The following is a 22,558-nucleotide window of genomic DNA, read 5'->3' as shown; positions in this document are numbered from 1 at the left end:
CTGCGTCACACGACACGATAAAAATGAACCCGATGGTGGTGGCGGCAGTCCACCACACTCGGGCGCCGCACCAGAGCCGGCGTCGCTATCTGGCGAACGCTGCGCCATCGACGGAGACAGGCGGGAATGAGCAAGCAGGCAGCAAAGGAAGAGACCTTCGATTACGTGATCGTGGGGGCAGGATCGGCCGGCTGCGTGTTGGCCAATCGTCTGACGCAGGACCGTGACGTCAACGTGCTGCTGCTCGAAGCGGGCGGCAAGGACGACTATCACTGGATTCACATTCCCGTCGGCTATCTGTATTGCATCGGCAATCCGCGCACCGACTGGCTCTATCGCACGCAACCCGAAGCGGGCCTGAATGGCCGCTCGCTCGCGTATCCACGCGGCCGGGTGCTGGGCGGCAGTTCGTCGATCAACGGCATGATCTACATGCGCGGTCAGCGCGAAGATTACGACGTGTGGGCCGACGCGACCGGCGACGATGGCTGGCGCTGGGACAACGTGCTGCCGCTGTTCAAGCGCAGCGAAGATCACTACAAGGGCGGCTCGGAATTTCACGGCAGCGGCGGTGAATGGCGCGTCGAGAAGCAACGCTTGTCGTGGCGTGTGCTCGATTCCTTCGCCGATGCCGCCGAGCAAATGGGCATTCCCAAAACCGACGACTTCAATCGCGGCGATAACTTCGGTATCGGCTACTTCGAAGTGAATCAGCGGCGCGGTGTGCGCTGGAGTGCGGCGAAGGGGTTTCTGCGCCCGGCCAGCGAGCGACCGAATCTGACGGTGATTACGGGCGCGAGCGTGAGCAAGTTGTTGTTCGAGGGCACGCGTTGCACGGGCGTAGCGTATCGCGGCGGCAATGACGACTACACGGCGCTCGCGCGTGCCGAAGTCATTCTCGCGGCGGGCGCGGTGAATTCGCCGCATCTGCTCGAGGTATCGGGCATTGGCGATGGCGAGCGTCTACGGGGTTTCGGTATCGACGTGGTGTCCGATCTGCCCGGTGTCGGCGAGAACTTGCAGGACCATCTGCAACTGCGCACGGTGTACAAGCTGCGCGGCGTCACGACACTCAATCTCACCGCGAACAGTCTGTGGGGCAAGCTCAAGATCGGCATGCAGTATGCGTTCGCGCAGCGCGGGCCGATGAGCATGGCGCCGTCGCAACTGGGCGCGTTTGCGAAGAGCCGCGAAGACGTTGCAAGGCCCGATCTCGAATATCACGTGCAGCCGCTCTCGCTCGACAAGTTCGGCGAGCCGCTGCACAAGTTCAACGCGTTCACGGCGTCGGTGTGCAACCTGCGGCCGACGTCGCGCGGCAACGTGCATTTGACGTCGCCCGACGCGCGCGTGGCACCGGCCATCGCACCACACTACTTGTCGACGGAAGCCGACCTTGCGGTGGCCGCCGATGCCATCAAGCTCACACGTCGCATCGTGGGCGCGCCGGCGTTTGCGCGCTACGAGCCGCGCGAGTATCTGCCGGGGCCGTCGTATCAGAGCGATGAGGATCTGAAGCGCGCCGCAGGGGATATCGGCACAACGATCTTCCATCCGGTAGGCACCTGCCGCATGGGACGCGCCGACGATCGCAACGCGGTGGTCGATGCCGAACTTCGCGTGCGCGGCGTGCAGAACCTGCGCGTGGTGGATGCCTCCGTCATGCCGGTGATCACCTCAGGTAACACCAATTCGCCGACGATCATGATTGCCGAACGCGCGAGCGACATGATTCGCGCGGCGCGCAAAGCAGGGCGGTGACAGCGCACGCGGGGATCAGCAGCGTCATCACGTCGATCTTCGAAAGCGGAATCATCGACGTGACGACGCCCAACGCTCCCGCGACGAGAAAGCGCATGGCGCCCATGACTGCGGCTGCGGTTCCGGCATGCGTTTCGAATAACGCCATCGCTAGCGTGGCGGTTGCGGGGCGGATCAGGCTCATGGCGAGCGAGACGAAGAGCATGGGACACAGGATCGTCGCGACATGAGGTGTGGCGGCGACGCCAAGGAGGACCATCAACGCGCCCGCGAAGGCGAACAGTTGGGTGCCCACGCGAATTTGCCGGTGGATATCGATATACCGCGTCAATCGCGATGCGACGATTCCACACGCGACATTGACGAGCCCATAGAAGAGAAGCACGTAAGCATATTCGTCGATCGAATAACCGAACTGATCCAAAAACAGCGTCGGTGACAAGATCACGAAGGCAACGTGGCACGAAAAGGCCATTGCGCCGGTCACGCTGTACTTCAGGAAAACTCGGTGGGTGACGATCTGCTGATAGCGCCGTACGTATGTCGTCGGACTGTGAGCAGCATGGGTGGCAGGCGTGGCATGCGCAGGCAGACATTTGCCTGCGAGGGCGCACGTCGCAGCACTCATTCCTGCAAACAGCCAGAAGCTCGCTTGCCAATCGACACTCGCCTGCAACGCAGCGCCGAGTAGTGGCGCACCAGCGATGCAAATGCCACTAAACGTGAGCGTGAAGATGCGCACACGCAGACCGGAGTGACCGGGATAAGCGTCCTGAAGAATGGCTTGCGACAGCACGAATGCCGAACATCCGCCGGCCTGAAGCAGGCGCGCCGCCACATGCCACGCATAGCTGGGTGCCCATGCACCCCCAACCGCACCCACGAGCGCAACGGCAAGACCGGCGATGAGGGTATTGCGCCGGCCAAACCGGTCCGAGACAGGGCCGGCAACGAGCGGCAGTACCGCAGACGAAATGAGGACATAGCCCACGATGGCCGTCATAGCGTCGATATCTGTGCGGTAGGCTCGCGCCATCGCCTCAAACGACGGCAGCATGACATCCACGAGCAGTGCGCTGAGCGCCGTGAGCGCATTGATGAGGATCAGGATTTCGATTCGGCGCATGGGGCTGGTCAGGCATCGTCGGAGAAGCACTCGATGCTGTCATGAACGGCGCCGTCTAAGTTTGGTGAAATTCCGATGAATTGGCTGGGGCGCAGCGCGTGCGCGGCTTTCCGGATTTCCAGACTCGCCGCCAAAACTTACGTAGTAATACCTAATGTTGGTCGCGCACCCCGCTGCGCGCTCATCGACTTTAGCTATCGCACCTGCATTTGCGTGTGCCGCAAAAGCCTTATGCCACAAGGCCGGGAGAGGTGCTTGCGCATTGTTACCGAGTGGTCTGCAACACGTGCAGACATGCGTGTTTCAGGTGGTGCGAGGCCTAGTGCAAATCCCAATGATCGCGTTGCAGCAATCCGCCCACAATAACGTTTCCCTATGTGCGACCGAACCAAGAATTCGGCGCGACGCGAGGGACGCGAGAGATTCGGCGGGCGACGCAAATGACAGCGTCACCCGAGTGCCTCGCGGTTGTCACAGACGATGGTGCCGGGGCCAACCAATCGCCTCACACCGCCAACCAGGAATGTGGCAGGAGACATGGCGAACAACGATTACATTCTCGAAACCCGCGGACTCACCAAAGAGTTTCGTGGCTTCACCGCCGTGAACGGGGTCGACCTGCGCGTTGCGCGCGGCACCATTCACGCACTCATCGGGCCGAATGGCGCGGGCAAGACGACCTGCTTCAACCTGCTCACCAAATTCCTCGTGCCGAGCGCCGGCACCATCACGTTCAACGGCGAAGACATCACGCGCGAAGCGCCCGCACAGATCGCACGGCGCGGCATCATCCGCTCGTTCCAGATCTCTGCCGTGTTCCCGCACCTGTCGGTGCTGGAGAACGTGCGCATCGGCCTGCAACGCAACCTCGGCACCGCATTCCACTTCTGGCGCAGTAGCGCGTCGCTGCATCAGCTCGATGCGCGAGCCATGGAACTGCTCGCCGAAGTCGGACTCACCGAATTCGCTCACACCCTCACCGTCGAGTTGCCCTACGGCCGCAAGCGTGCGTTGGAGATCGCCACCACACTTGCTATGGAACCCGAACTAATGTTGCTCGATGAACCCACGCAAGGCATGGGTCACGAAGACGTGGATCGCGTGACGGCACTCATCAAGAAGGTGTCGGTCGGCCGCACGATTCTGATGGTCGAACACAACATGAACGTGGTGGCCGGCATCTCCGACACCATCACCGTGCTGCAACGCGGTGAGGTGCTCGCCGAAGGGCCGTATCACGAAGTCTCGAAGAATCCGCAAGTGATGGAAGCCTATATGGGCACCGCGGACAGCGAATTGCAGGGAGCCCACGGGTGAGGACGGCTATGTACGGTAACGGCGGCGGCAATGTGCCCGCACTCGAAGTCGAAGGACTGCAAGCCTGGTACGGCGAATCGCACATCCTGCACGGCGTGGATCTGACCGTGGGCCGTGGCGAAGTCGTCACGCTGCTCGGTCGCAACGGTGCGGGCCGCACCACCACGCTGCGCGCGATCATGGGCCTGACCGGTCAGCGTCAGGGCTCGATTCGTGTGGCCGGCGAAGAAACGATTCATCTGCCGACCTATAAGGTCGCGCATCACGGCGTGGGCTACTGCCCCGAGGAACGCGGCATCTTCGCGAGCCTGTCGTGCGAAGAGAACCTGATGCTGCCGCCGTACATCGGCATGCGCGGCAATCGGCGCGAAGACGGCGGCAAGGGCATGTCGATCGAAGAGATCTACGACATGTTCCCCAACCTGAAGGAGCGTCGTCATAGTCAGGGCACGCGACTCTCGGGCGGCGAACAACAGATGCTGGCCGTCGCGCGCATTCTGCGCACGGGCGCGAATCTGCTGCTGCTCGACGAGATTTCGGAAGGTCTCGCACCGGTCATCGTGCAGACGCTTGCCCGCATGATTACCACGCTCAAATCGCGGGGTTACACGATCGTGATGGTCGAACAGAATTTCCGTTTTGCAGCACCGCTTGCCGATCGCTTCTATGTGATGGAACACGGCAAGATCGTGGAGCGCTTTGGCGCGCCCGAGCTGGAAACGAAGATGCCGGTGCTGCACGAATTGTTGGGCGTATGAGGTGAGCTACCCGGCGCGTTGCCATGCGTTGCATGGCGCGCATGCCGGGCGATGGACCCAGGCGATATAAATCCACGAAGGAGACGAAGATGACGATGCGGATGAAGGCGTTGGCGGTTGCGGCTGCGATCGGTTTTGCGGCGATGGCCTCGCAGGCGCAGGCCGATGGCAACACGGTGAAGATCGGTTTCATTACCGACATGTCGGGTCTGTACACTGATATCGACGGACAAGGCGGTGCGGAAGCCATCAAGATGGCAATCTCCGACTTCGGCGGCAAGGTGCTCGGCAAGCCAATCGAACTGGTCACGGCCGATCACCAGAACAAGGCCGACGTGGCCGCGTCGAAAGCGCGCGAATGGTTCGATCGCGGCGGCGTCGACATGCTCATCGGCGGTACCAACTCGGGTACCGGCCTCGCGATGAACAAGGTCTCGGCCGAGAAGAAGAAGGTATACATCAACGTGGGTGCCGGCTCGGACGCCCTCACCAACGATCAGTGCCAGCCGTACGGCGTGCACTACGCGTATGACACCGTCGCACTCGCGCGCGGCACCGGCTCGGCCGTGGTCAAAGCGGGCGGCAAGTCGTGGTTCTTCCTGACCGCCGACTATGCATTCGGTCACGCGCTGGAGAAGGCAACCGTCGACGTGGTCAAGGCCAACGGCGGCACGGTCAAGGGCGCGGTCCGTCACCCGCTGTCGGCCTCGGACTTCTCGTCGTATCTGTTGCAGGCGCAGTCGTCGGGGGCACAGGTGCTGGGTCTGGCCAACGCCGGTGGCGACACCATCAACGCGATCAAGGCCGCCAAGGAATTCGGCATCAAGAACAAGATGCAGATCGCCGGTCTGCTGGTGTTCATCAACGACATCCACTCGCTCGGTCTGGACAACACCGAAGGCATGTATCTGACGGACAGCTGGTACTGGGACAAGGACGACAAGACCCGTGCCTTCGCCAAGCGCTACTTCGACAAGATGCGCAAGATGCCGTCGAGCCTGCAAGCGGGTGACTACTCGGCCACGATGACGTATCTGAAGGCTGTGCAGGCCGCTGGCAGCACCGACGCCGACAAGGTCATGGACGAGTTGCACAAGATCAAGATCGACGACATGTACAGCAAGGGCTACATCCGCAAGGACGGCACGATGGTCCACGACATGTACCTGATGCAAGTGAAGTCGAAGAAGGAATCGAAAGAGCCGTGGGACTACTACAAGGTCGTCGCGACGATTCCGGGCGACAAGGCGTTCACCACCGTGGCGGAATCGACCTGCCCGTTGATGAAGAAGTAAGCCGGGTTCGCATCGTCATCTGACAGTGCACTGAAAAGCGGCGGGACGTGTGTCCCGTCGCGGTCTTTCTCCCAGAGAATCGATTTCGATGGAATTACTAGGCATCCCCCTGCCGGCGCTGTTGAGCCAACTGCTGCTGGGACTGGTGAATGGCTCGTTTTACGCCATGCTGAGTCTTGGCCTGGCGGTGATTTTCGGCCTGCTCAACGTGATCAACTTCGCGCACGGCGCGTTGTTCATGCTGGGTGCCATGCTCGCCTGGATGGGCGGCAACTATCTCGGCCTCAATTACTGGGTCATGCTGATTCTCGCCCCGATCGTGGTGGGCATTATCGGCATCATCATCGAGCGCACGATGCTGCGCTGGATTTACAAGCTCGATCACCTCTACGGGCTGCTGCTCACGTTCGGTATCACGCTCGTGCTCGAAGGCGTGTTCCGTTCGATGTTCGGTGTGTCCGGGCAACCGTACGACGCGCCGGAAGCGCTCTCGGGCGCGACCAATCTCGGCTTCATGTTCATGCCGAACTATCGCGGCTGGGTCGTGGTGGCTTCGCTGATCGTGTGCTTCGCCACATGGTTCGTGATCGAGAAGACGAAGATCGGCGCGTATCTGCGGGCCGGTACGGAAAACCCGAAGCTCGTTGAAGCGTTCGGCGTGAATGTGCCGCTCATGATCACGCTGACGTACGGCTTCGGTGTCGGGCTGGCCGCATTTGCCGGCGTGCTCGCCGCGCCGGTCATCCAGATCTCGCCGCTGATGGGCCAGTCGATGATCATCACCGTGTTCGCCGTGGTCGTGATCGGCGGCATGGGCTCGATCATGGGGTCGATCATCACCGGTCTGATGTTGGGTGTGATCGAAGGCTTCACCAAGGTGTTCTACCCGGAAGCGTCGGCGACCGTGGTGTTCGTGATCATGGTGATCGTGCTGCTGCTGCGCCCGGCAGGGCTGTTCGGCAAACAAAAGTAAGGGGCACAGCAATGCAACATCGTATGCAACAACGAGTGCTTTATGCGCTCTTGCTACTGGCGCTGATCGCGGCGCCGTTTGCCGGGGCGTATCCGGTCTTCGTGATGAAGGTGCTGTGCTTCGCGCTGTTCGCCTGTGCATTCAATCTGCTGCTGGGCTTTACCGGGCTGCTGTCGTTCGGGCACGCCGCGTTCTTCGGCAGCGCAGGGTATGTGACGGGCTACGCGATTCGCAATCTCGGCTTCACGCCGGAAGTCGGCATTCTTGCCGGCATGGTCGCGGGCGCGGCACTGGGGCTCGTGATCGGCTTGCTGGCGATCCGGCGTCAGGGCATCTACTTCGCGATGATCACGCTGGCACTCGCGCAGATGCTGTACTTCCTGTGCCTGCAAGCGCCGTTCACGGGCGGGGAAGATGGCCTGCAAGGCGTGCCGCGCGGCAGCCTGTTCGGTGTGCTGCCGCTCGACTCGGATCTCACGCTGTATTACGTGGTGCTGGCGATCTGCGCGCTGGGCTTTCTGCTCATCATGCGCGTGGTGCACTCGCCGTTCGGTCAGGTGCTCAAGGCGATCAAAGAGAACGAGCCGCGCGCCATCTCGCTGGGTTACGACGTCGATCGGTTCAAGCTGCTGGCCTTCGTGTTGTCGGCTACGCTCGCAGCGCTCGCCGGTTCGACCAAGACGGTGGTGCTGGGCTTCGAGACGCTGACCGACGTGCACTGGACGATGTCGGGCATGGTGATTCTGATGACGCTCGTGGGCGGCCTCGGCACGATGCTCGGACCGGTGGTTGGTGCGGTGCTGATCATCGTGCTGGAGAACAAGCTGGGCGACATCGGTAACTGGCTCGCCACCGCAACTGGCGTGACGTGGTTCCAGACGCTCGGCGAGTCGGTGACGATCGTCATCGGCGCGATCTTCATCATCTGCGTGCTGGCGTTCCGACGCGGGCTGGTGGGGGAATTGATCGCGCGCAGCAGGTTCTTCCGGGGCGTGGCGCAGCAGTCATAACGGCGGGCGGATGCCGGGCGGGTGCCGGGGGTGTGCACCGAATTGGGGCGTCTGGTTGGGGCCCCGGCGCCACCCCGGCGCACGAATGTCGGAAAAATGCCCATCCGTAGGGGTAAATGCTGACTTGTGGTGCATTGGGTGCTCCTTTATTCTCACCCCTAGTTCGCGTCACAGCAGGATATAGGGGCGAGGAACGAGGAGACAATAAGCGCGATAACGCGCACCGCCAAAAAGGAAGCGCTGTTGGAGAATGCTCCAACAGCGCTTTTTATATTGTGCTTCGATATCGTGCTTTTCATTGCGCTCGCGCCCTACGTCGCGCTTCACGTCTCGCCTCATGCCGTGCTGGTTTTCGCGCTGTTCTCCACAGCGTTCGCCGCAATACTCCGTGTGATTCCCATTCCGGCGCCGGTCATTCCCGACGCATGCATCTATTTCCCCATGCTTCACGCTATTCCTCGCATTGCTTTGGTCGTTGGTCCGCTCACTGTCTGGCGCATTACTCTGATCATTGCCCCGCTCATTGTTCCGTTTAGCGTCGGCTCGGGGCGCTCGTCATGCTGAGCACGCTGGCGTTCCCCGATCTCCTGATGCTCGCCGGCGGGGCGTTTCTTGCCGGTCTGGTCGATGCCGTGGTGGGCGGTGGCGGACTCATCGCCGTGCCCACGCTCTTCGCGGTCTTTCCCAACGCCGCGCCGCCGTTGTTGCTGGGCACCAACAAGATGGCCGGAGTCTGGGGCACCGCGTCGGCGGCGTGGCGTTTCGCCCGCGGCGTGCAGCTGCGCTGGGCGATCCTGCTGCCTGCAACGGTCACGGCGTTCGTCTTCTCGTTCTGCGGGGCTTTCGCCGTCACCCATCTCCCCGCCGATGCGCTGCGCAAGCTGCTGCCGTTCGTGCTGGTTGGCGTGGCGGTCTACACCCTGCGCAAGAAGGATTTCGGGACGGTACACGCGCCTGTTAAAGGCGGCACGGGGGTCACCCTTGCCGCTGTGGGCGTAGGGGCGGCTATCGGCTTCTACGACGGTTTCTTCGGCCCGGGCACGGGCAGCTTTCTCGTGTTCCTGTTCGTGCGCCTGTTCGGACAGGATTTCGTCAATGCGTCGGCGTCCTCGAAGATCGTCAACGTGGCGACGAATCTGGCCGCATTGCTGCTCTTCGGCATGGGCGGCCACGTGTGGTGGCAACTCGGACTGGGCATGGCCGTCATGAATGTGCTGGGCAGCCAGATCGGCAGCCGTCTGGCACTGCGATACGGTGTCGGTTTCGTGCGGCGGATGTTCCTTTGTGTGGTTGGCATATTGATCGTGAAGACGGGTTACGATGCCTTCCTGCGCTAGGTTTTGCCCTTCGCAGCGCAACATGCCGGGAAAACCCCTTGTGGCAATTGCCACATTTGGGGAAACCGCACTTTACGAGACGGTACGGGTGCCCGTAAGATGGGCGGCAATTCACCGACTGAGCGGTCGGTTAATGTAAGAAGAACGAATTCGAAATTTTGTGAGGAGACCCAAATGAAACTGAAGTTGCTGTGCATGGCATCGGCGATGATGCTGGCTGCGGGCGTCGCGCACGCTCAAGTGAAGATTGGCGTGTCGCTGTCGGCGACGGGTCCGGCGGCATCGCTGGGCATCCCCGAGAAGAACACGATCTCGCTGATGCCGAAGACGATCGCAGGACAGACGGTGCAGTACATCGTGCTCGACGACGCGACCGACACGACGACCGCCGTCAAGAACATGCGCAAGCTCATCAGCGAAGATCACGTCGACGCCGTGCTCGGCTCGACGGTCACGCCGAACTCGCTGGCGATGGTCGACGTGGCGGCGGAAACGCAGACGCCGGTGATCTCGATGGCCGCAGGGGCTGCCATCGTCGAACCGATGGATGCCAAGCGCGCCTGGTCGTTCAAGACGCCGCAGAACGACATTCTGATGGCCACCGCCATTGCCAAGCACATGGCTGACACGGGCGTGAAAACCGCCGCGTTCATCGGCTTCTCGGATGCGTACGGCGAAGGCTGGTACAAGGAATTCCTGAAGGCCGCCGACCTGAACAAGATCAAGATCGTCGCCAACGAGCGCTTCAACCGCGCCGACACGTCGGTCACCGGTCAGACGCTCAAGATCATGGGCGCGAACCCCGACGCCGTGCTGATCGCCGGTTCGGGCACGCCGGCCGCACTGCCGCAACGCTCGCTCAAGGAGCGCGGCTACAAGGGCAAGCTGTACCAGACGCACGGTGTGGCCAACAACGACTTCCTGCGCGTGTGCGGCAAGGACTGCGAAGGCACGTTCCTGCCGGCGGGCCCGCTGCTCGTCGTCGACCAACTGCCGGCAGACAACCCGGTGAAGAAGTCGGCTGCCGCGTACAAGGCCACCTATGAGAAGGCCTACGGCGCCGGCTCGATCTCGACCTTCGGCGGCCACGCCTGGGACGGCGGTCTGCTGCTGCAAACGGCCATCCCGATGGCACTCAAGAAAGCCAAGCCGGGCACCCCGGAATTCCGCGCTGCACTGCGTGAAGCGCTGGAGAACGTGAAGGAAATGCCGGGCACCGCCGGTATCTTCAACATGAGCAAGAACGACCACAACGGTCTGGACCAACGCTCGCGCGTGATGGTGCAAATCGTCGACGGCAAGTGGAAATTGGCGAACTGATACGCCGCGGGGCTGCCTATAGCACACAGGCATGCTCCGCTTTCTCATCTGCGGTATCTGCGCCCGGCGTGAGTTTGGGCGGAAGAACGGGCGTTCGCGCCCGTTTTTTTTGAGCGTGGTAGTTTCGCGCTTCGCAAAGAGTCGGCAGGACATGCGAAACGAGCGGCACATGAGAGGCCGCGTTGTCCCAACCTGATCGCCGCAGCCGGGGGGCTGTTCTGGCGATCCTTTCGAGCGTAAATCCATGACGGGTGAATTCGAGCACCGCAATCTATCTCTGGTGTTGTTGCAGTCGCGTGAAGCGGTGATGGGGCTGTTCCGGCCCTTGCTCAATCGTTACGACATCACCGAGCAGCAATGGCGCGTGATCCGTACCGTAAATGACAGTGAATCGGGGGAGATGGAAATCGGGCAAGTGGCACGGGAGTGCTGCATTCTCAGCCCGAGCCTGTCGGGCATGCTGGAGCGCATGGAGGCCGCCGGCCTCATTCTGCGCAAGCGTGTCTCTTCCGATCAGCGGCGGGTGATGGTGTCGCTGACACCGGCGAGCCGGGCCTTGTGCAAGAAGCTCGGCCCGTTGGTCGAGGAGCGATACGGCTATCTGGAAGACAAGGTCGGGCGCGACACGCTCGCCGAAATCTACCGCCTGCTGGACGTAGTACGCGAGGCGCTGCCGCCCGAAGTGCTGGCCGACGCGCCGTCGCTGCCGGCCAAGCCGCGCCGCCGCCGTAAGGCTGCGCCTTGATTAGTACGCATATGTGTTGCCGGACGTTGGGGAGTGAAGCCCTAATGTCTGCGGTGGTTGACTGACGTTGTCCGGGGTTATCGACGCAGGCGGGGTGCCTGACCGGTCGATTTATGAAGGACGGGTGACAACGAGACGGGTGTTATCTCAGTAGTCACCCGGGTTTTACCAATGCATAACCGTTTATACAATTCATAATTCGCTGCATCACTCCTTGGAGACCGGGAGGGGTGTGTCGAAGTGAAGGGGAACGGGGCGGCAGCGCGCCGCGCCGTGCATCACACCGGCTGTCTCGCCAGCCGGTTCAAGAAGTACTCAAACGAAGTGAGAGGAGCATGGATCTTTCGATTGCCGCCATCCTGGCGCAGGACGGCATCACTACGGGTGCGATTTATGCCTTGCTGGCATTGGCCCTCGTACTGGTGTTCTCCGTTACCCGCGTCATCTTTATTCCGCAGGGCGAGTTCGTGTCGTATGGCGCACTCACGCTCGCGGCCCTGCAAACCCAGAAATTCCCGCTGACCAGCTGGCTGCTCGTGGCCATGGGCGTGTGCACGTTCATCGTGGAGACGGCCGGTGTGTTGCGCCATAGCGAACGCCGCAAGCTCGCGGGCCGACTGGTGCCGGTGCTGGCGGGCAAGTATCTGGTGTTCCCGATTGCCGTGTTCTTCGTAGTGAAGGCGCTGGCACCGATGACGCTGCCGATGCTCGTGCAGATCGCCATCACGCTGCTGCTGGTCGTGCCGATGGGGCCGATGCTCTATCGTCTGGCGTATCAGCCGCTGGCCGAAGCGAGCACGCTGCTGCTGCTGATCGTCTCGGTGGGCGTGCACTTTGCGCTGACCGGGCTTGGGCTGGTGATGTTCGGTGCCGAAGGCTCGCGCACGCAGCCGTTCTCCGACGCCAGCTACAACATCGGCTCGGTGATGATCTCGGGCCAGAGCCTGTGGGTGCTCGGGGTGTCGGTGGTCATGATTCTGGCGCTGTACTTCTACTTCGACCGTTCGCTCTCGGGCAAGGCACTGCGCGCCACCGCCGTGAATCGTCTGGGCGCGCGTCTGGTCGGTATCGGTACGGTGCAGGCCGGGCGGCTGGCCTTCACGCTGGCCGCGGCACTGGGCGTGCTGTGCGGCATTCTGATCGCGCCGATCACGACCATCTATTACGAGTCGGGCTTCCTGATCGGTCTGAAGGGCTTCGTGGGCGCGATCATCGGTGGTCTGGTGAGTTACCCGGTCGCGGCGCTCGGCGCCATTCTCGTGGGCCTGCTTGAGTCGTACTCGTCGTTCTGGGCGAGTGCGTACAAAGAGGTCATCGTGTTCACGATGATCCTTCCGGTGCTGCTGTGGCTGTCGCTCACAAGCAAGCACGTGGAAGAGGACGAGGAATAAGCCGGGGCGGACCACAGAATGAAAAACAAATACTTCCTGATTTTTCTGGTGCTACTGGCCGTGTTGCCGGTACTGCCTGCACCGGTACGTCTGCCTGAATACTGGGTGACGCTGCTCAATTACATCGGCCTTTACAGCATCGTGGCCATCGGTCTGGTCCTGCTCACGGGCGTGGCTGGCATGACGTCGTTCGGTCAGGCCGCTTTCGTCGGTCTGGGCGCTTACGCGACGGCTTATCTGACGACGGCCTACGGCGCGTCGCCGTGGCTGGGTCTGGTGGTCGGCATCGCCATCACGGCCGCTGCGGCGCTCGTGATCGGTGCGATCACCATGCGTCTGTCGGGTCACTTTCTGCCGCTCGGCACGATCGCGTGGGGTCTGGCGCTTTACTACCTGTTCGGCAACCTCGAGTTCCTCGGCAAGTACGACGGTCTGAACGACATTCCGACCATCAACGTGTTCGGTGTCGAGCTGGCGAGCGGCCGTCAGATGTTCTATCTGATCTGGGTCGTGGTGGTGCTGGCGGTGGTGTCGGTCAAGAACCTGCTGGATTCGCGTCAGGGCCGTGCGATTCGCGCGCTCAAGGGTGGCGGCGTGATGGCCGAAGCCATGGGCGTGAACACCGCGTGGATGAAGGTGGTGGTGTTCGTCTACGCCGCCGTGCTCGCCGCGATTTCGGGCTGGCTGTACGCGCACTTGCAACGTGCCGTGAACCCGACGCCGTTCAACCTGAACCACGGCATCGAGTACCTGTTCATGGCGGTGGTGGGCGGCGTCTCGCACGTCTGGGGCGCAGTGCTGGGGGCTGCCATCCTGACGGTGCTCAAGGACTACCTGCAAAACATCCTGCCGGTGCTGCTGGGCGCTAACGGCAACTTCGAGACGATCGTCTTCGGGGTGCTGCTGGTGCTGCTGCTGCAATATGCGCGTGATGGCGTGTGGCCGTTCTTCGCGAAGATCTTCCCGGCACGCCGCGTGGCCCGGGCGCCTGAGCAGGCGGACCCGCTGGGCCATCGTGCCAAGCCGGCCGTGGGCGAAGTGGTGCTCAAGCTGGAGAAGGCGCGCAAGGAGTTTGGCGGGCTGGTGGCGGTCAACGATGTGTCGTTCGAAGTGAAGGCCGGTGAAATCGTCGGTCTGATCGGCCCGAACGGTGCCGGCAAGTCGACCACGTTCAACCTCGTGACCGGGGTGTTGCAGGCTACGCGCGGTGAGATTTCGTTCCTCGGCGAGCGGATTGATCGTCTGCCGTCGCGCGAGATCGTCAAGCGCGGTATCGGCCGGACCTTCCAGCACGTGCGGTTGATGCCGCATATGAGCGTGCTGGAGAACGTGGCGATCGGCGCGTATCTGCGTGACAAGAACGGCCTGCGCCGTCGCCCGCAGGGCGGTGTGTGGTCGAGCGTGCTGCGTCTGGACCGCCACGAAGAAGCCATGCTGCTGCACGAAGCCGCTAAGCAGATCGAGCGTGTGGGCCTTGGCGCGCACATGTACGACGAAGCCGGCAGTCTGGCGCTGGGCCAGCAACGGATTCTGGAAATTGCGCGCGCCCTGGCGTGCGATCCGACGCTGCTGCTGCTCGATGAGCCGGCTGCTGGCTTGCGTTACAAAGAGAAGCAGGCGCTGGGCGATTTGCTGCGCAAGCTCAAAGATGAAGGCATGAGTGTGCTGCTGGTTGAGCACGACATGGATTTCGTGATGAACCTGACCGATCACCTGGTGGTGATGGAGTTCGGCACCAAGATCGCCGAGGGGCTGCCCGAAGACGTGCAGAAGAACCCGGCGGTGCTCGAGGCGTACCTCGGAGGAGTGGAGTGATGGCAGAGGCGATTCTGGAGGTCAAGGACCTGGCGGTAGCCTACGGCAAGGTCGAGGCAGTACACGGGGCTCACCTGCGCGTGGAAGCGGGGCAGATCGTCACGGTGATCGGTCCGAACGGGGCAGGCAAGTCGAGCATGCTCAACGCGATCATGGGCGCGCTGCCGCACAACGGTTCGAGCCGTGGCAGCGTGGCGTATCTCGGTCACGAGATGTCGGCGCTGAGCATCGAGACGCGCGTGGCGCGCGGCATGTGTCTGGTGCCGGAGAAGCGCGAGTTGTTCTCGACGATGACCGTCGAAGACAACCTGCTGCTCGGTGCGTACCGCCGCAAGAAGGCCGGGGAAAAGAACTTCCTCGACCAGATGGAAGTGGTCTACGCGCTGTTTCCGCGCCTGAAAGAGCGCCGTGTGCAGCAGGCCGGCACGCTGTCGGGCGGTGAGCGCCAGATGCTGGCGGTGGGCCGCGCATTGATGGCCAAGCCGCAGTTGCTGATGCTCGACGAGCCGAGTCTCGGGCTCGCGCCGCTGATCGTGAAGGAAATCTTCCACATCATCAACGACTTGCGCAAGACGGGCGTGGCAACGCTGCTGATCGAGCAGAACGCCCGTGCGGCCTTGCAAGTGGCCGACTACGGCTACGTGATCGAGACGGGTGAACTGGCGCTGGAAGGCCCTGCGCAAGAGCTGGCGAGCAACCCGAAGGTGATCGAGACGTATCTGGGGCTGGCAAAGAAGGCTGCCTGATACTCGTAATCGGGCACGCTATCGATGCCCGGTCGAAGCGGCGTCGCTGCCGATGATGAATAAGAAACCCGCCTCCCGGCGGGTTTTTTTATGGGCGCGTGTTGGGGGCGAGTCGTGAGGGTCGCGAGGGGTGAACGGTCGGCTTTTCGGTGGTCGCGAAGGACGATGAAAGATTGTCGCGAATATGATCCGGCCCCAATTTTGAGATGGTCCATAAAGCGAGTTATCCACGACAACGAGAACTCACTTATTCACAGTTGCTTGTGGATAGTTATGCAACGCGCAAATCTATGGCGCACCGCCGCAATAAGGGGTTCGGCGATTTTTACGATTTTCGAGTGAATTCGTCGCTTAGGGTTATCCACAGAAAAGCAATTTCTTGTTTGCGGTTTAGCGAGGGGGTGGAGTGGTGTGGATAACGGGGCGTGTCTCCCCACTTTGCTCGACGAAATTGCGGTGCCAAAGTATTTGGTTTTGGCGAACGTGATTGTGGTTTTTCGTGACCGACGACTCGGTTAAACGGTAGCGAGTGATGCCCGGTAGGGGAGAGATTTTTGCGTGTCCGGTGTTTCACGTGGAACGCGCGATGCTGTGGTTGCATCCAGTGGTCGAGGGAGGAATCTTGGCGGCGCAGATTTCGTCGTTGGGTATCTGCGAGGCGAGTTTCTGTTGCTGTGTTTTTTGGATGAGTGCGGCGCCTGTGTTTGCATCCAGTGATCGTCGGTGGCGTTACTGGATGGATAGTCAGGTTTTTGGTTTCTTAATTCTGATCGTGGGGGTTTTGGTTTTGACGGCGCTGTGGAGTAGGGACTTTATTCTCGAATCCGGCATTGCGTTCGGGAACGCCTCGGCTTGGTTTTTGTTTTTGCGGAGACAGATGCAAGAACGACTGCCGAGGCAACTGAAGGAGAAGCGGCGGAATATTTGTCGGTGCGCGGGGTGTTGGGTTGCTATTGCCCGCCGAGCGTTGTTTTGGATTTTGATTTCTGGGTGCGAATACGTAGCGAGACTTCGAATGGCGAGTCCCCGGCAAATCACCTGAACCGAAAGCGCTTCCCTTTGCGCTATCGCTGTTTCACGTGGAGCAGGGGAGTGGTGGTCCCTGCATCAACTCATTCGCTACGGAGCAGCCGTCCCAGTTGTTCATGCGACGGGAGGTATCGATGGGACGGGCGCGCATTTATCAACGAAGTCGACACGAGGCGGGCGAATCTTCGCCATCGGGAGCGCTGGACTTCGGGGTTGTGTATATCGCGTTCGGCGTTGATCCGCTCGAGTGAGAAGGGGGCAGGGAATTTTCGGGGCGTGTTTCACGTGAAACGTACGTCAGATCCTTGGCGCACTCCGTGGGTGATCTCGCTGGAGAGGTGGTCTCTATCGCTGTTTCACGTGAAACATGAAATCCGGCAGCGACGTCGTTCAAACTTGCAGGAAGGCGGTGGGGCGAAGGTAGCTCGGTTGGCCGTGTGGTTTTCACCGCGTCGAGGACTATCGGCGATAAGGGACGAGTCTACCCAGCACACACCGATATCGAATGTTTCACGTGAAACGGGAGTGGGGCGACTGCGATCTCGGCACGACCGTCGCCGCGCATCCAATCTCGATACACCCTCAATGCCTCGATCCTTCCCAACGTTCCACGTGAAACAGTCTCCAATATCGTCGTTTTCCACTCACGTTCCACGTGAAACATGGTGTGGTTACAAATGATGCATCGCAATACCGCTATAATTCCGCAATTACCGAATCCAGAGAGTTTGCCGCGCGCGGCAAAATTGCGATGCTTTATCCAACCGAGTTCGATGTGATCGTAGTGGGTGGCGGCCATGCCGGCACTGAGGCTGCGCTCGCTTCGGCCCGCATGGGCTGTAAAACCCTTTTGCTTACCCACAATATCGAGACGCTCGGTCAGATGAGCTGTAACCCCTCGATTGGTGGGATCGGCAAGGGCCATCTCGTCAAGGAAGTCGATGCCCTCGGTGGCGCCATGGCGGCGGCGACCGACGAGAGCGGCATCCAGTTTCGCATCTTGAATTCGTCGAAAGGCCCGGCCGTACGCGCGACCCGCGCCCAAGCCGACCGCATTCTCTATAAGCAGGCGATCCGTCACCGTCTGGAAAATCAGCCGAATCTCTGGCTGTTCCAGCAGGCCGTTGAAGACCTGATCGTCGAAGGCGACCGTGTTGTCGGTGCCATTACGCAGGTCGGGCTGCGTTTCCGCGCCCGTGCCGTGGTGCTCACCGCCGGTACGTTCCTCGACGGCAAGATCCACGTCGGCCTGAACAACTACGTCGGCGGTCGCGCTGGCGACCCGGCGGCCATCAGCCTGTCGGCCCGCCTGAAAGAGTTGAAACTCCCGCAAGGCCGCTTGAAGACGGGGACGCCGCCGCGTATCGACGGCCGCTCGATCGATTTTTCCGTGCTCGAAGAGCAGCCCGGCGATCTTGATCCGGTGCCGGTGTTCTCGTTCTTGGGCTCTGCGGCTCAACATCCGCGCCAAGTGCCGTGCTGGGTGACGCATACCAACGAGCGCACGCACGACATCATCCGTGGGGGTCTCGACCGCTCGCCGATGTACACGGGCGTGATCGAAGGGGTAGGGCCGCGCTATTGCCCGTCGATCGAAGACAAGATCCATCGCTTCGCCGACAAGACGTCGCACCAGATTTATCTGGAGCCGGAAGGGCTGACGACCAACGAGTTCTACCCGAACGGCATCTCCACGAGTCTGCCTTTCGATGTGCAACTCGAACTGGTCCGCTCGATGAAGGGCATGGAGAACGCGTATATCCTGCGTCCCGGCTATGCCATCGAGTACGACTACTTCGATCCGCGCGGACTGCGTAGCTCGCTGGAAACACGCGTGATTTCGGGCCTGTTCTTCGCCGGCCAGATCAACGGCACGACGGGGTACGAAGAAGCCGCAGCCCAAGGGCTGCTCGCTGGGATGAACGCTGCGCTCCAGGTGCAGGGCCGCGAAGCTTGGTGCCCGCGCCGCGATCAGGCCTATCTGGGCGTGCTCGTCGACGACCTGATTGCGCGTGGCGTGTCCGAGCCGTACCGCATGTTCACCAGCCGCGCCGAATATCGCCTGTCGCTGCGTGAAGACAATGCCGACATGCGCCTGACTGAGGTTGGCCGCGAGCTGGGTGTCGTGGACGACATTCGTTGGGAAGCCTTCTGTCGGAAACGCGATGCTGTTTCACGTGAAACAGAACGCCTCAAGACCACGTGGGTGAATCCCAAGACATTCCCGGCGGAAGATGCCGTGCCGTTGCTCGGCAAGGCCATCGATCACGAGTATTCGCTCGCCGATCTGCTGCGTCGCCCGGAAGTCAGCTACGACGCATTGATGGCAGTGCAGGGCGGTCGACTCGCCCCCGAGAACGCGCTGTCGGACGATCCGTTGCAAGCCGGGCAGATTCGCGAGCAGATCGAGATTGCCGCCAAGTATCAGGGCTACATCGATCGTCAGGCCGACGAGATCGTCCGCAAGGAAGCCAACGAGAACACCGTGCTGCCCGCGAGCATCGATTACAACGAGGTGCGGGGTCTGTCGATTGAAGTGCGTCAGAAGCTCGCGGCTCAGCGTCCCGAGACGTTGGGGCAGGCCTCGCGCATCTCCGGGGTGACACCGGCGGCGATCTCGTTGCTGATGATCCATCTGAAGAAGGGGCTGGGACGCCGTCGCGCGTCGGGCGACACAAGTGCGGGCGCCGATGACGGCGACCAGCACGCCGCCTGACCGGAGACGACATGACGGCTTCAAGAAACACTGCCGCGCAAGGCGGCAACGAGCTGGCTACGCTATTGGCCGACGGCATTGCACAACTCGGCCTGTCAATCAGCGCCGAGCAGCAAGGGCGGTTGCTCGACTTTCAGGCGTTGCTGGCCAAGTGGAATGCCGCTTTGCAGATGACCTCGATTCGCGATCCGCGACAGATGGTCGTCAAGCACCTGCTCGATTCCCTCTCGATTCTGCCGCGCCTCGACCGTGAGCCGATTTCACGTGTACTTGACGTGGGCTCAGGCGGCGGGTTGCCGGGCGTAGTGCTGGCCATCGTGCGCCCGGACTGGCAGGTGACGGTCAACGACATCGTGCACAAGAAGACCGCCTTCCTGACGCAAGCGCGGGCCACTTTTAAGCTGACCAACCTCACCGTTGTGACCGGCCGTGTGGAGTCGCTGGTGATCGGCAAGGAAGTGCCGGCGGCCTTCGATGCCATCGTGTCGCGTGCCTTTGCCGAACTGAACGACTTCGTGACGCTGGGGCAAAATCTGCTGGCCCCGGATGGCAGCTTCTGGGCCATGAAGGGTGTCGCCGCCGAGAGCGAGCTGACATTGCCGCCGGGTTACGCGCTGGTCGAACGCTTGCCGCTGCAAGTGCCATTCCTCGACGCCGAGCGTCATTTGCTTCGCGTGAAGGTGGCTGCATGACCGGAATTACCCGCTGGATTGGTGCTGCGATCGTTGGTTTTTCGCTGCTCGCCGCCGTAGCTTGGGCGCAAACCGGACAAGAATCGCTGACGACGCGCGTACGCCCGGTCGGGGCGATCGATAAGACGCGTTATGTCGGCACCTGGTACGAAATAGCACGCTATCCGAATTTCTTCGAGCGAAAATGTGTGTCGGACGTGACCGCTGAATACGTAGCGCGCGCCGATGGCAGGATCGAAGTCACGAACAAATGCCGCAAGGATGATGGCACCTGGGTCAGTGATGCGGGCCTCGCACGCACCGACGGGCAGGGCACCGGCACTGCGCGCTTCAAGGTAACGTTCGCGCCGGACTGGTTGCGCTGGATTCCCTGGCTTTGGGCGAACTACTGGGTTATCGTGCTCGACGGCGACTATCAGTATGCCGCCGTCGGAGAGCCGGGCCGCGAGTATCTGTGGATCCTGTCGCGCACGCCGACCATCGACGAGAACACGTTGAATCAAATGCGCGCGCAGTTGCGCAAACAAGGCTACGACACCGACAAGCTCGTGTTGACGCCGCAGAAAGCCAGCGCCGGCAATAACTGAGCATTGCTCAGGTAATCGAATTCATCGAATTTGCAGTATTTATCGGCAAGTCAGCCATCGGCCGGCCGCGTGACCATGTCATGCTGTCGAATCATTCGGTGACTTGGCGGCACGACCTGCATCACCCCGCTTCATCAGCATCAACCGCGCTTGAACAAGGCAGCATTCGGAGGACTACATCGGCATGGCGAAAATTTTCTGCGTGGCCAATCAGAAGGGCGGCGTCGGCAAGACGACCACCACGGTGAACCTCGCCGCCGGTCTGGCGTCGCACGGACAGCGTGTCCTGTTGGTCGACCTGGATCCGCAGGGCAACGCGACAATGGGCAGCGGCATCGACAAGGGCGCGCTCGAGACGAGCGTCTATGAGGTGCTGGTCGATGGCACGGACGTGAGCGTGAGCCGTCAGCGTTCGGAGACGGGTAACTACGACGTGTTGCCCGCCAACCGCGAACTCGCGGGGGCCGACGTGGAGCTGGTGTCGCTCGAGAACCGCGATACGCGTCTCAAGCAGGCTCTTGAGAAAGTGGACGATGCGTACGACTTCGTTCTGATCGACTGCCCGCCGACACTCTCGCTGCTCACGCTCAACGGCCTGTGCGCTGCGCACGGCGTGATCATTCCGATGCAGTGCGAGTACTTCGCGCTCGAAGGGCTCTCGGATCTCGTCAATACGATCAAGCAGGTGCACGCGAATCTGAACCGTGACCTGAAGGTCATCGGCTTGCTGCGCGTGATGTTCGATCCGCGTATCACGCTGCAACAACAAGTCTCGGAGCAGCTCAAGCAGCACTTCGGCGACAAGGTTTTCAACGCGATCATTCCGCGCAATGTGCGACTCGCCGAGGCGCCGAGTTACGGCATGCCCGGCGTCGTCTTCGACCCCGCATCGCGTGGCGCGCAGGCGTATCTGCAATTCGGCGCAGAGATGATCGCGCGCATTCAAACTATGTAAGGCGCATTCGCGCAGGAACGCATTGTCATGGCGACCAAGACCAACGCACTCAAAAAGAAGGGCCTGGGCCGCGGCCTCGAAGCGCTGCTCGGCGCACACGCCGATAACCATAACGGCGCAGACGAAGCCTCGGCCGAAGGGGCACCGTCGGTGATGGCGCTCGACCGCTTGCAGGCGGGCAAGTACCAGCCGCGTACGCGCATGGACGAGGGCGCATTGCAGGAACTCGCCGCGAGCATTCGCGCGCAAGGACTGATGCAGCCGATCCTCGTGCGCCGTGTCGATGGTGAGAAGTACGAAATTATTGCCGGCGAACGGCGCTTTCGCGCTGCCCGCATGGCCGGCCTGTCGGAAGTGCCCGTGCTCGTGCGCGATGTGCCCGATGAAGCTGCCGCCGCCATGGCGCTCATCGAGAACATTCAGCGCGAAGATCTGAATCCGCTGGAAGAAGCGCAGGGCATTCAACGCCTGCTCGGTGAATTCAATTACACGCATGAACAGGCCGCTGAATCGCTCGGCCGTTCGCGCAGCGCCGTGTCGAATCTGCTGCGCCTGCTCAACCTCGCGCAACCGGTGCAGACGATGCTGCTCGCCGGTGATCTCGACATGGGGCACGCACGTGCGTTGCTCTCCGTCGATGCCGCCACGCAGATCACGCTCGCCAATCAGGTGGTGAATAAGCGGCTGTCGGTGCGCGACACCGAGCGCATCGTCAACGCGTCGCTCAAGCCGCAAGGCGATGGCATTCGTCGACGTTCGGCGGAAGAGGGCGGGCGCGACGTGACACGTCTCGAAGAAGAGCTGTCGGATCTGCTCGCGTCGAACGTGAAGATCAAGGTCGGCCGCAAGGGCGCCGGTGCGCTCACCATCGAGTTCGGCAGCCTCGATGCGCTCGACGGCATTCTCGCGCGCATTCGTGACGAATAATGTCGGTGTCCTGATTATCTGAAGATTCACACATGACCGATGACGCGCAGCATCAGAC

19 protein-coding genes are annotated in these 22,558 nt (G+C 61.5%); 18 read left to right on the top strand and 1 reads right to left on the bottom strand.

What is annotated here, in order from left to right:
* Positions 1 to 126 precede the first annotated feature (126 nt).
* Positions 127 to 1,761: a GMC family oxidoreductase gene (locus tag PIN31009_RS00200; protein ID WP_150788933.1), complete on the top strand. Its 1,635-nt coding sequence runs from the start codon at positions 127 to 129 to the stop codon at positions 1,759 to 1,761.
* Here the strand turns inward: PIN31009_RS00200 and PIN31009_RS00195 are convergent.
* A complete protein-coding gene (locus tag PIN31009_RS00195; protein ID WP_150788932.1) occupies positions 1,703 to 2,887 on the bottom strand; it encodes an MFS transporter in 1,185 nt (394 codons plus the stop codon). The two genes, PIN31009_RS00200 and PIN31009_RS00195, sit on opposite strands and share 59 nt — an antisense overlap.
* Before the next feature lie 537 nt (positions 2,888 to 3,424).
* Between PIN31009_RS00195 and PIN31009_RS00190 the strand changes: the two genes are divergently transcribed.
* The 17 genes from PIN31009_RS00190 (at position 3,425) to PIN31009_RS00110 (ending at position 22,500) form a co-directional block, all read left to right on the top strand.
* The gene (locus tag PIN31009_RS00190) at positions 3,425 to 4,204 is read left to right on the top strand and encodes an ABC transporter ATP-binding protein (protein ID WP_150682551.1); all 780 of its coding nucleotides are present in this window, start codon (positions 3,425 to 3,427) and stop codon (positions 4,202 to 4,204) included.
* Positions 4,205 to 4,212: 8 nt separating this feature from the next.
* Entirely contained in the window at positions 4,213 to 4,962 is a 750-nt protein-coding gene (locus PIN31009_RS00185; protein ID WP_058376603.1) for an ABC transporter ATP-binding protein, read from the top strand.
* Between the two features lie 95 nt (positions 4,963 to 5,057).
* On the top strand, positions 5,058 to 6,257 hold the full coding sequence (locus PIN31009_RS00180; RefSeq protein WP_150789582.1) for an ABC transporter substrate-binding protein: 1,200 nt from the start codon (positions 5,058 to 5,060) through the stop codon (positions 6,255 to 6,257).
* A gap of 88 nt (positions 6,258 to 6,345) precedes the next feature.
* Complete coding sequence (locus PIN31009_RS00175) at positions 6,346 to 7,230, top strand: branched-chain amino acid ABC transporter permease (RefSeq protein ID WP_087690872.1); 885 nt, start codon at positions 6,346 to 6,348, stop codon at positions 7,228 to 7,230.
* Positions 7,231 to 7,241: 11 nt separating this feature from the next.
* Positions 7,242 to 8,240, top strand: a complete 999-nt coding sequence (locus PIN31009_RS00170) for a branched-chain amino acid ABC transporter permease (protein WP_150788931.1) — start codon at positions 7,242 to 7,244, stop codon at positions 8,238 to 8,240.
* 243 nt (positions 8,241 to 8,483) lie between these two features.
* Entirely contained in the window at positions 8,484 to 8,804 is a 321-nt protein-coding gene (locus PIN31009_RS00165; protein ID WP_150788930.1) for a hypothetical protein, read from the top strand.
* Entirely contained in the window at positions 8,798 to 9,577 is a 780-nt protein-coding gene (locus tag PIN31009_RS00160) for a sulfite exporter TauE/SafE family protein (RefSeq protein ID WP_150682549.1), read from the top strand. The genes PIN31009_RS00165 and PIN31009_RS00160 overlap by 7 nt, the downstream gene beginning before the upstream one ends.
* Before the next feature lie 174 nt (positions 9,578 to 9,751).
* Complete coding sequence (locus PIN31009_RS00155) at positions 9,752 to 10,897, top strand: ABC transporter substrate-binding protein (protein ID WP_150682548.1); 1,146 nt, start codon at positions 9,752 to 9,754, stop codon at positions 10,895 to 10,897.
* Positions 10,898 to 11,141: 244 nt separating this feature from the next.
* Positions 11,142 to 11,642, top strand: a complete 501-nt coding sequence (gene hpaR / locus PIN31009_RS00150; protein ID WP_087721912.1) for a homoprotocatechuate degradation operon regulator HpaR — start codon at positions 11,142 to 11,144, stop codon at positions 11,640 to 11,642.
* 335 nt (positions 11,643 to 11,977) lie between these two features.
* The gene (locus PIN31009_RS00145; RefSeq protein WP_058376596.1) at positions 11,978 to 13,033 is read left to right on the top strand and encodes a branched-chain amino acid ABC transporter permease; all 1,056 of its coding nucleotides are present in this window, start codon (positions 11,978 to 11,980) and stop codon (positions 13,031 to 13,033) included.
* Positions 13,034 to 13,051: 18 nt separating this feature from the next.
* A complete protein-coding gene (locus tag PIN31009_RS00140; RefSeq protein ID WP_150788929.1) occupies positions 13,052 to 14,848 on the top strand; it encodes a branched-chain amino acid ABC transporter ATP-binding protein/permease in 1,797 nt (598 codons plus the stop codon).
* Positions 14,848 to 15,594, top strand: a complete 747-nt coding sequence (locus PIN31009_RS00135) for an ABC transporter ATP-binding protein (RefSeq protein ID WP_058376594.1) — start codon at positions 14,848 to 14,850, stop codon at positions 15,592 to 15,594. The genes PIN31009_RS00140 and PIN31009_RS00135 overlap by 1 nt, the downstream gene beginning before the upstream one ends.
* 1,780 nt (positions 15,595 to 17,374) lie before the next feature.
* Positions 17,375 to 19,339, top strand: coding sequence for a tRNA uridine-5-carboxymethylaminomethyl(34) synthesis enzyme MnmG (mnmG, locus tag PIN31009_RS00130; protein WP_150788928.1), 1,965 nt, complete (start codon positions 17,375 to 17,377; stop codon positions 19,337 to 19,339).
* A gap of 11 nt (positions 19,340 to 19,350) precedes the next feature.
* Positions 19,351 to 20,031, top strand: a complete 681-nt coding sequence (gene rsmG, locus PIN31009_RS00125) for a 16S rRNA (guanine(527)-N(7))-methyltransferase RsmG (RefSeq protein WP_150788927.1) — start codon at positions 19,351 to 19,353, stop codon at positions 20,029 to 20,031.
* The gene (locus PIN31009_RS00120) at positions 20,028 to 20,618 is read left to right on the top strand and encodes a lipocalin family protein (protein ID WP_150788926.1); all 591 of its coding nucleotides are present in this window, start codon (positions 20,028 to 20,030) and stop codon (positions 20,616 to 20,618) included. Before rsmG ends, PIN31009_RS00120 begins: the two co-directional genes overlap by 4 nt.
* 184 nt (positions 20,619 to 20,802) lie before the next feature.
* On the top strand, positions 20,803 to 21,573 hold the full coding sequence (locus tag PIN31009_RS00115) for a ParA family protein (protein ID WP_058376589.1): 771 nt from the start codon (positions 20,803 to 20,805) through the stop codon (positions 21,571 to 21,573).
* A gap of 27 nt (positions 21,574 to 21,600) precedes the next feature.
* Positions 21,601 to 22,500 carry a ParB/RepB/Spo0J family partition protein gene (locus tag PIN31009_RS00110; protein WP_058376588.1) on the top strand — a complete coding sequence of 300 codons (900 nt, stop codon included), beginning with the start codon at positions 21,601 to 21,603 and terminating at the stop codon, positions 22,498 to 22,500.
* Positions 22,501 to 22,558 lie beyond the last annotated feature (58 nt).

It is taken from the genome of Pandoraea iniqua (assembly GCF_902459685.1).
Lineage (GTDB): Bacteria > Pseudomonadota > Gammaproteobacteria > Burkholderiales > Burkholderiaceae > Pandoraea > Pandoraea iniqua.
Note: the sequence above shows the minus strand (reverse complement) of the source record. Positions and strands in the feature narration are given on the sequence as shown.